The following is a 9,216-nucleotide window of genomic DNA, read 5'->3' on the forward strand; positions in this document are numbered from 1 at the left end:
CCCCACAGGACCCGTTACTTCCGTGCGAGTTGCTTCAGGTAGGATCTCGCCGACCCCGGACCCGCGAACGGCAGTGCCCGACCCAAGGGCCCCAACGGAGCCCATCCCAAAGGAGACCATCGATGAAACGAGTGACGATAAACCGAGTGATCGTCTTTACACTCATGCTGCTGCTGGGCTTTCTCGGCCTCGCGGCGGCCCAAGAGGAGGCGGACGAAGCGCCGGAGGCACAGGTCAACACCGTCGAGGGGGCGGACAAGCTCCGCGGCGACTCCGAGGCCGTCACCTTCGTGCGCGGGTTTTTCGAGCAGGCCAAGCCGGTCGGGGTGATCTGCCACGGTCCCTGGACGCTGGTCGAGGCGGACGTGATCCGCGGACGGCGGCTGACCTCGTTTCCGACCCTGCAGACCGACATCCGCAACGCGGGCGGCGAGTGGGTGGACGAGGAGGTGGTTACCGACCAGGGGCTGGTCACCAGCCGCAAGCCGGACGACCTGCCCGCTTTTTGCGCCAAGATCGTCGAAGAGTTCGCCGAAGGCAAGCACGAGCAGCAGGCGCGGAGCGTCTGAGAGCGCGTGACTAGATAATCATAAGAGACCGTAGACGCTAAGAGATGAGATATGAAAAGGAGACAAGACATGGCTGACGTCAAGGTAGGACTGCTGGTTCGACTGGAGGCGAAGCCCGGACGAGAGGCGGATGTCGAGCGCTTCCTCGAGGGCGGGCTGGCGCTGGTCAACGAGGAGCCGGCGACGACCACGTGGTACGCGATCCGCCTGGGGCCTGGAAGCTTCGGCATCTTCGATACCTTCCCGGACGACGCGGGCCGACAGGCGCACCTCTCGGGCCGCGTCGCTGCGGCGCTGATGGAGAATGCCGGCGAGCTTTTCGAGCAGCCCTCGATCGAGCAGGTCGACATCCTCGCCGCCAAGCTTCCTGAGCGCGTTTAAGCAGCCCTAGGAGCCCAGGCCCATACAGGCGCAGGGCGTGGCTGCATTCTCCGGATACCGCGCGGGGATGACATCATGGAGACTATAGCGTTGTTCAAGTCTCCCCCACCCCCTCAAGAGGCCGGCATCTACCGCGCGCTTACGCGCCTGCCGCGCTTGCCGCTGGCGCAGCGGAGCAACTTCTGGGCCCTTACCGCAAATAGCTACGAACCCCTCTGGCGCGGCCGCTCGCTTTACCTGCTGACCGCCGGAAGCTACAGCACCGCGCGCGAGTTGGCGCTCATGCTCGAGTGGCTCCAGCCCCAACCCGGCCAGGCCGTCTTGGACGCCGCCTGCTCGACGGGGCTCTACAGCCGCACGCTGCTGGGGCGCGTCCCGGACCTCAGCGTCCACGCGCTCGACATGAGCCTGCCCATGCTCAAAGAGGCACAGAGGCGTGCGGAGGCGGCGGGCCTCTCCCCTACCCTCGTCCAGGCGGACGTGACGGAGCTGCCCTACGCGGACGCGGTCTTCGACGCGGTCGTCTGCGGCGGCTCGCTCAACGAGTTTTTGGACGTGCCCACAGCCTTGGCCGAGTTCTCGAGGGTACTCAAAGCCGGCGGCAAGCTCTTCTTGATGTACTTGAGCCGGGCCGAGACGCGCGGCGGGCGCGGCCTGCAGGGGCTCGTGAGGCTGAGCGGCCTGCGCTTTATCGACCCCAGGGCGCTCGAGCGGCAGGCCGCCGAGGCCGAACTCGGGCTCCTGCGGGCGCAGTACCGGGGCCGGGTGGCGCTGGCGCTCTTCGCAGCCGGGTAGCGCCGCAGGCGGCAAGGGCGCGGTAAACTGGGGCATGACGCCCCCACCCCCCACTCCCCCACCTTCACGCCACCATGGCTAAAACCTCAGGCCTGCTCTTCGACGCGCTTGAGCCCAAGCCCAGCGAGCTCAACGGCTGCAAGATCGTCATCATCGACGGGCACGCGCTCGCCTACCGCTCCTACTTCGCCATCCAGGGACTCAAGAACTCCAAGGGCCAGGCGACCAATGCCGTCTTCGGCTTCGTCCGGGCGCTCTTGAAGCTGCTCCGCGAGGAGCAGGAGCGCGACGCCACCATCGTCGCCTTCGACGCGCCCGCCAAGACCTTCAGGCACGAGCGGTACGAGGGCTACAAGGCGGGCCGTGCGCCCGCGCCGGACGACCTGCCGGGGCAGATCAGGATCATCAAGAGGCTGGTGACGCTCCTGGGCCTCCACCAGATCGAGAAGCCTGGGCTCGAGGCCGACGACCTCATCGGTACCATCGCCGTGGGCTGCGAAAGCTTGGGCCACAGGGTCGAGATCGTCACCAGCGACCGCGACGCCTACCAGCTCGTGTCGCAGCGCGTCACCGTGCGGGGCATCGACAAGAGCGAGCATTTCGGCCCCGACGAGGTTTACGAAAAGTACGGCGTGCGCGTGGGCCAGTGGGTGGATTACCGCGCGCTCATCGGCGACGCCAGCGACAACATCCCCGGCGCCAAGGGCATCGGCCCCAAGACCGCCGCGAAGCTCCTCCAGAGCTATGAGACGCTTGAGCATATCCTGGCGAACCTGGACACCGTCAAGCCGGAGAGCGCCGCCCAGAAGATCGCCGCCTGCCTGAGCGAGGTCAAGGTCTCGCGCGAACTCTCGCGCATCGTCACCGACGCCCAAGTGGACATCGACCCGCACCGCTGGGCGCAGCGCGAGATCCACACGGAGGCGCTCACCGAACTCCTGAGCGAGCTCGAGTTCGGCTCCATCATGCGCGAGTTGGGCCTGAGCCGCGGCACGAGCTATGAGGAGAGCTTCTGGTCGCCGGACCTGGTGCCCGAGGGCCTCGGCTACCGGCTCTCCGAGCTGAGCCCGATGAACGCCGAGCTCCTGGACCTGGCCGTGGCCTGGCAGGGCAAGGTGGCCGCCACCAGCGACGAAGGCGAGATGCACCACTACCTCTCCGGCACGAAAGAGGTCCACGCCGTCGACGCCAAGGCGCTCAGCGTCTACGCGCGCCGGCGCGGCTTAGACGTCCGCCCCGGCGACGACCCCACCCTGATGGCCTACCTGCTCGACCCCGGCGTCACCGACCCCGTCACCCTGGCGCAGCGCTACGGCGCGGGCGACTGGGGCGACAGCGCAGCCTCGCGCGCCGTCGTCACCGCCGAGCTCTTGAAGAGCCTGCCCGGGCAGTTCGACCCGCGCTTAAAGGAGCTCTACGAGACGATCGAGCGGCCCGTCGCGGGCGTCCTCGCCGAGATGGAACTGGCCGGGGTCAAGCTCGACACCGCGCTCCTCGCCGAGCTCTCTTCTAGCATGGCCGAGAGGTTGGAGAGAATCGAAGCCGAGGTGCGCGAGGTGGCGGGCAAGCCGAGCTTGAACCTCAACTCGCGCGACCAGCTCGCCGACCTGCTCTACGACACCTTGGAGCTCGTGCCCCTCAAGAAGACCAAGCTGACCGGCAAGCGCTCGACCGCGGTGAGCGCCCTAGAGCCCCTAAAGGGCGAGCATCCCGTCATCGCCAAGATCCTCGCCTACCGCGAGCTGTCGAAGCTGAAGGGCACCTACCTAGACCCCCTGCCCCGGCTCGTGCGGGGGGACAGCGGCCGCCTCCACACCACCTTCACCCAGACCGTCACCGCCACCGGGCGCCTGTCCAGCATCAATCCCAACCTGCAAAACATCCCCGTGCGCAGCGAGGTCGGTCGGCAGATCCGGCGCGCCTTTATCGCCGAGGCGGGCTTCAAGCTTCTCGTCGCCGACTACTCGCAGATCGAGCTGCGCATCCTCGCCCACATCGCCGGGGAGGAGGCGCTCCAAGAGAGCTTCTCGTCGGCCGAGGACATCCATCGCCGCACCGCCGCCGAGATCCACGGCGTGGCGCCCCGGGAGGTCACCAGCGAGCAGCGCCGCGTCGCCAAGATCATCAACTTCGGCGTGCTCTACGGCATGTCGGCGCACCGGCTCGCGGCTGAGCTCGACATCGACTTCGACAAGGCCGACCTCTACATCAAGACCTATTTCGCGCGGTACCCCAAGGTCCAGGCCTATATCGACGAGACCCTCGCCTTCGCCCGCTCCCGCGGCTACGTCGAGACGCTTCTAGGCCGCCGCCGCCCCATTCCCGACATCATCAGCAAGAACCGCAACCAGCGCGAGTACGCCGAGCGCACCGCCTACAACATGCCCATCCAGGGCACCCAGGCCGACATCGTCAAGCTCGCCATGATCCGGCTCGCGCCGAAACTCAAAGAGGTCGGCGCCCGCATGCTCTTGCAGGTCCACGACGAGCTCGTCATCGAGGCGCCCGAAGGCCGCGCCGCGGAGGTCGCCGCGCTCACCAAGGAGACCATGCAAGGCGTCTACGAGCTGAGCGTTCCCATCGTCGCCGAGGTCGGCATCGGCGACAACTGGCTCGAGGCGAAGTAGCGCTTGGACTCGGCCCATGCAGTCCCGAAGCGAGGCGCCATGACCAAGGCACGCCGCCTGGCGCAGCTACCCGAGCTCCTCCGCCTCAAACCGCGCACGACGCGCGAACTCTCCAAACGCCTCGAGGTGCCGCCGCGCACGGTCCAGCGCGACCTCGAGACCCTTCGCGACGAAGGCTACGGCATCGAGGAGGTATCGCGCGGCCTTTACCAGCTCCCCTCGCCACCATCGGACCTGAACGCGGTCGAAGCCCTCGCGGTCCACGCGGCGACGCGGCTCCTCTACCACCACGCCCCGGCGCGGAGCGTCCACTACCTCTCGGCACTGGAGAAACTCGCCAGCCTCCTCCCCGAGCCCGCGCGGGGGATCGCCTTTAGGAGCGCCGAGGAGGTGCGCGAGCGCCCCGGCGACGACCGCGCCCTCGAGCTCGTCGCCAGAGCCTGGTTCGAGCGCCGCGTTTTGGCCTTTGACTACCTCTCGCCCGGCGGCTCAGGTAAACCGCGTCCCAAAGAGCTCGAGGTCTACTTCGTCGAGGTGAGCCGCGACAACCTGGCTCCTTACGCCATCGGCTATGAAAGGCGCTTTCACAAACAGGTCCTCACCTGGAAGCTCTCGAGGATGCGTCATACCCGCCTGCTCGCGGACGGCTATACCGTTCCCGAAGGCTTCGACCCGCGCCTCTATCTCAGCAACGCCTGGGGGGTGATGGGCACGAGCGGCGGCCCCATCGTGACGGTCAGGTTGCGCTTCGCGCCGGAGGCGGCCTACCGCCTCTTCGAGGGCGGCTATCCCAACCTGACGATCGCTGCGGAGGGATCAGACGGCAGCCTCGAGGTCAGCCTCGAGGCTGGCACGGACGACAAAGGCTTTCCCCGCGAAATCCTCCCCTGGGTGCAGAGCTGGGGGCCGAGGGTGGAGGTGCTTGAACCTGAAAACCTAAGGGAAAGGTGGCTCGAGGAGGCAAGGATGATAACAGAACGCTTCTTGTAGAGCCGGCACAAAAGCAGCCCATGCTATGCTTCTAGTCAGTGCTGGTCAGGAGGATGGCATGGAAAAACAATGGCAATTGCAGGAAGCCAAGGCTCGCTTTTCTGAGGTGGTCGAGCGCGCCCTCGAGGGAGAGGCTCAAGTGGTGACTAGACGGGGCAAGAGGGCCGTGGTCATCCTTGCCTACGAGGAATACGAACGGTTCCAGGCGGGCGACAAGAGCCTGTGGGACATCTTCAAGACCGCTCCCCGCATGGACGAGGACGAGCTTCCCCTCGAGCGTGACCGGACCTCCGTGCGCCCGGTGGAACTGGAATAGCGGTAGCTTACCTGCTCGACACCAACGTGGTGTCCGAAGCCATCAAGCCGCAACCCGATGAACGGGCGCTGGCCTGGCTCGAGGCCCAGCGAGGCTCGAGCGGTTACCTTTCGGTGCTCACGCTGGGAGAAATCGAGCAGGGCATCATCCGCTCCCGCAGTCCTCGCAAGGCCGAGAGGCTGAGGCAGTGGCTCGAGGCGGAGTTAAGGCCGCGGTTTCAGGGGCGGACGCTCGTCATCGACGCGCAGGTGATGAAAACCTGGGGGAGGATTACGGGGCGAGCCCTGCAAAGCGGCAGCCCGGTAAGTTACCCGGACTCCCTTTTGGCCGCCACCGCCGTCACCCACGGCTTGACCTTGGTGACGCGCAATACCAAGGACGTCGCCGCCTTGCCGGTGCAGGTGTTGAATCCCTGGGAGGGATAGAGGGGAACTGCAGGTCGTGGCGAAGATGAACAGCGACACCGGATGACGCTCGGATGTCATAAGGTGGGGTCATGAAACCTTCCAAAGCCTCCTCACGTCTTTGGGCTAAAAGCGACCGAGGGCGCACCGATGGCCGGTGGCTCCCCCTTATTGCCCACCTTCTCGATGTCGCTGCTTGTACCGAAGCTATCCTGGAATGGGAGGGCAAACACCTGAAAGCACTCTATGCGACGGACCTTGGTCTTTCGGCTGAGGCTGTAACGCCTTGGGTGGCTGCTTTAGGTGGACTTCACGACCTCGGCAAGGCTTTTCCGGGCTTTCAGCTGCAATGGAAGAGTAACGGTAAGGCGCGCGGGCGTGAGCTCTTGGAGCAAGGGGGCTTTACCTGGACTGTCTCCGAAAGGGAGAGAACACAGCCCGCGCACGGCGTGGTTAGTCAGCACCTCTTGAAAAGCCTCTTGCCCGAGCTTGGATTTTCAAAGGAAGCAGCCAGAAACATCGCAGATGCTTTGGGGGCGCATCACGGCTTTCGCGCCTCTGGAGTGGACCTCAACGAAGTGAGTCGAAAATTAGGGACCGGCCTGTGGGTAACGGCACGACAGTGGCTGCTCGAGCAAGTCTTACGTGTTACAAGGGCCGCCGATTATCCAGCACCGGGCGTGAGCGAACTCAGCGGCGAAGCCTTCATGCGACTAGCCGGGCTCGTCAGCTTCGCGGATTGGATAGGGTCAAACTCAAAGTTCTTCCCGTTCGAGCGGAGTATAGATGACCTCGAGGTTTATTACGATGATGCGGTAAAACGTGCGAATCAAGCCCTCGAGCAACTCGGTTGGCCCAAAGCCGAACCTAGAACCCTTGCCTTTAACGAGGTTTTCGGCTTCCCTCCACGTTCACTGCAAACGAAGACTATAGACCTTCTCCGCGAGAACCATGAAGCCACGCTGCTGCTCATCGAGGCGCCGATGGGTGAGGGCAAAACCGAGGCCGCCCTCTACGGCCATTTGCTCTTGCAAAACGGGGTAGGCCACCGGGGCTTTTACCTCGCCCTACCTACGCAAGCGACCGGCAACGCCATGTTCAGCCGAACCGTGAGGTTTTTAGAAAAGTTGGGTTTTACCGAGCCTCCGGACCTGCAACTCGTTCACGGGGCTGCGATTCTCGACGAGAAATATGCCGACATGAAGCTCAACGTCGGGGAGCCGTGGAAACCCGAACAACAGGTGGTGGCAAGGGAATGGTTCACCCATAAAAAGCGGGCGCTCTTATCCCCTCACGGCGTAGGAACCATCGACCAGGCGCTTTTGAGCGTACTAAACGTGAGCCATCAGTTCGTGCGGCTGTGGGGCCTTGGCAACCGCACGGTGATATTGGACGAAGTTCACGCCTATGAACTCTACACCTCGACGCTTATTGAGAGGTTGGTGAGCTGGCTCAGGTCGCTGGGCTCGAGCGTCATCTTGCTTTCAGCTACGCTGCCAAAGGCGACGCGGCAAAGATTGCTCGAGGCCTACGGCGGCTCGCTGCCGGAAGACGACAAGCCCTATCCGCGCATCACCTGCGTGAGCAGCGCGGGAACGCTCGTCAAAGGTCTTTCCGCCAAACCGCTCGCCTATGAACTGCACGAAGCCCCGGTGGACATCGAACCTTTAGCTGTCTTCTTGCGCGAACTCAGTGAGGGGGGTGGGGCGGTAGGGTGCATCGTCAACACCGTGGACCGTGCGCAGAAGCTTTACCAGGCGGTCAAGGGGCTTGCCGGCACTGCCGAGGTGAAGCTCTTTCACGCCCGCTTCCCCGTCAAGCAACGCAAAGGAATCGAAGACTGGGTAGTCGACCACCTCGGCAAGAAAACACAAGAGCCCCGCAACATCATCCTGATTGCTACGCAGGTCGCCGAGCAGAGCCTCGACATCGACTTCGACGTTCTCGTAAGTGACCTCGCTCCAGTGGACCTGCTCTTGCAGCGTGCCGGAAGGCTCTATCGTCACGATGACCCGGAAGCATTTCAGCGCCAGCGCCCACCGAAGCACGATAAGGCGCACCTTTACGTCGCCGGACTGGTCCAAAATGCGAGTATCCCCGACATTACTACCTACTACTGGCACAAGGTCTACGCGCCTGCCGTCCTCCTTCGCACCTGGGCCGCCCTTCGTGAGCGCAAGGGGCTGCGTCTACCGGACGACCTCGAGCCGCTTCTCGGTTTAGTGTATAACGCCGCACCCCTGCCGGGAGATTTCGCGAGCGAGTTTCAGGAGGCGCTCGAGGACGCTAGGCAAAAACTCGAGGAGGAGAAGCAAAAAGAGGAGAGGCTGGCACTTGAGCGGACATTGCCGAAACCGGATAGGCTGTTCGATATTCTGCCTGACGACGTGCAAGTCAGCGATGACGATGATCCGGAGTTGCACCAGGCACTCCGCGCTGCTACCCGGCTGGGCGATCCCAGCATCACCGTGATTCTTCTGCACCGGCGTGATGGACGTCTCTACCTCGAGCCTGATGGCGGCAAGCCTGTGGACCTCGAGCATGAACCTACATTCCAGCAGGCCAAAGACTTTCTCCAGCACTCGGTCAGCCTCAGCAACAAGGTCGTGTACTACCACCTGGCACAGCCAAAGCCCGAGCACCTTCCCAAGAGCTGGGAAAAGAGCGCCCTGCTGCGTCACGCTAGAGTCATTAAGCTCGAAAACAGCCTCTATCCTGTCACCGAAAAGCTAAAGCTGCGGCTCACTGATGACATGGGCATCGTTTACGATAGACAGGTTCCAGCACTTAGTTCAATCGTGTAAACTGGACTAAGGAGGCATGATGACTAAAGTCAATATGCATGAGGCAAAAACGAATTTCTCAAAACTCGTGGAGATGGCACTGAGAGGCGAGGAAGTCATCATCGCACGCCACGGTAAGCCACTGTTGAGGCTCACTCCGGTTGACACGCCTGCCGGGTTGCGCCCCGTGGGACTCCACCGCACTCCATTAAGCGAAGAAGAGGCGATGGAAGCCATGCGACCACTTGATGAAGCGGAGCTGCAATACTGGTACAACTCCTCTTTCGAACCTGACAGGGGCAAAAGGGATGAAGATTGAGCCAGGCTGCATTGCTCGACACCCATACCTTC

The 9,216-nt window shown here is 63.5% G+C and carries 9 protein-coding genes; all 9 read left to right on the top strand.

The features are described 5' to 3' along the window. Nucleotides 1–122: 122 nt before the first annotated feature. The 9 genes from M3498_02650 (at nucleotide 123) to M3498_02690 (ending at nucleotide 9,184) form a co-directional block, all read left to right on the top strand. Nucleotides 123–569 (top strand): DJ-1/PfpI family protein, encoded by a 447-nt coding sequence (locus M3498_02650; protein MDQ3458196.1) that lies wholly within the window; start codon nucleotides 123–125, stop codon nucleotides 567–569. A 69-nt stretch (nucleotides 570–638) separates the two neighbouring features. Continuing rightward, the gene (locus M3498_02655) at nucleotides 639–950 is read left to right on the top strand and encodes an antibiotic biosynthesis monooxygenase (GenBank protein MDQ3458197.1); all 312 of its coding nucleotides are present in this window, start codon (nucleotides 639–641) and stop codon (nucleotides 948–950) included. Between the two features lie 75 nt (nucleotides 951–1,025). Beyond that, complete coding sequence (locus M3498_02660; protein MDQ3458198.1) at nucleotides 1,026–1,745, top strand: class I SAM-dependent methyltransferase; 720 nt, start codon at nucleotides 1,026–1,028, stop codon at nucleotides 1,743–1,745. Between the two features lie 74 nt (nucleotides 1,746–1,819). Next, nucleotides 1,820–4,372 (top strand): DNA polymerase I, encoded by a 2,553-nt coding sequence (polA, locus tag M3498_02665; GenBank protein MDQ3458199.1) that lies wholly within the window; start codon nucleotides 1,820–1,822, stop codon nucleotides 4,370–4,372. A gap of 39 nt (nucleotides 4,373–4,411) precedes the next feature. After that, entirely contained in the window at nucleotides 4,412–5,362 is a 951-nt protein-coding gene (locus tag M3498_02670) for a WYL domain-containing protein (GenBank protein ID MDQ3458200.1), read from the top strand. Nucleotides 5,363–5,420: 58 nt separating this feature from the next. Further along, nucleotides 5,421–5,678 (top strand): type II toxin-antitoxin system Phd/YefM family antitoxin, encoded by a 258-nt coding sequence (locus tag M3498_02675; protein MDQ3458201.1) that lies wholly within the window; start codon nucleotides 5,421–5,423, stop codon nucleotides 5,676–5,678. A gap of 26 nt (nucleotides 5,679–5,704) precedes the next feature. Continuing rightward, nucleotides 5,705–6,103, top strand: a complete 399-nt coding sequence (locus M3498_02680; GenBank protein ID MDQ3458202.1) for a type II toxin-antitoxin system VapC family toxin — start codon at nucleotides 5,705–5,707, stop codon at nucleotides 6,101–6,103. 71 nt (nucleotides 6,104–6,174) lie between these two features. Further along, nucleotides 6,175–8,886 (top strand): CRISPR-associated helicase Cas3', encoded by a 2,712-nt coding sequence (gene cas3 / locus M3498_02685; GenBank protein ID MDQ3458203.1) that lies wholly within the window; start codon nucleotides 6,175–6,177, stop codon nucleotides 8,884–8,886. 16 nt (nucleotides 8,887–8,902) lie between these two features. Then, the gene (locus M3498_02690; protein MDQ3458204.1) at nucleotides 8,903–9,184 is read left to right on the top strand and encodes a type II toxin-antitoxin system prevent-host-death family antitoxin; all 282 of its coding nucleotides are present in this window, start codon (nucleotides 8,903–8,905) and stop codon (nucleotides 9,182–9,184) included. Nucleotides 9,185–9,216: the final 32 nt, after the last annotated feature.

It is taken from the genome of Deinococcota bacterium, assembly GCA_030858465.1.
GTDB lineage: Bacteria > Deinococcota > Deinococci > Deinococcales > Trueperaceae > JALZLY01.

Coding starts and splice junctions, on each gene's coding strand:
- M3498_02660 (MDQ3458198.1), top strand. CDS start 1,026: ATGGAGACTATAGCGTTGTTCAAGTCTCCCCCACCCCCTCAAGAGGCC.
- M3498_02670 (MDQ3458200.1), top strand. CDS start 4,412: ATGACCAAGGCACGCCGCCTGGCGCAGCTACCCGAGCTCCTCCGCCTC.
- M3498_02675 (MDQ3458201.1), top strand. CDS start 5,421: ATGGAAAAACAATGGCAATTGCAGGAAGCCAAGGCTCGCTTTTCTGAG.
- polA (MDQ3458199.1), top strand. CDS start 1,820: ATGGCTAAAACCTCAGGCCTGCTCTTCGACGCGCTTGAGCCCAAGCCC.
- M3498_02690 (MDQ3458204.1), top strand. CDS start 8,903: ATGATGACTAAAGTCAATATGCATGAGGCAAAAACGAATTTCTCAAAA.
- M3498_02655 (MDQ3458197.1), top strand. CDS start 639: ATGGCTGACGTCAAGGTAGGACTGCTGGTTCGACTGGAGGCGAAGCCC.
- cas3 (MDQ3458203.1), top strand. CDS start 6,175: ATGAAACCTTCCAAAGCCTCCTCACGTCTTTGGGCTAAAAGCGACCGA.
- M3498_02650 (MDQ3458196.1), top strand. CDS start 123: ATGAAACGAGTGACGATAAACCGAGTGATCGTCTTTACACTCATGCTG.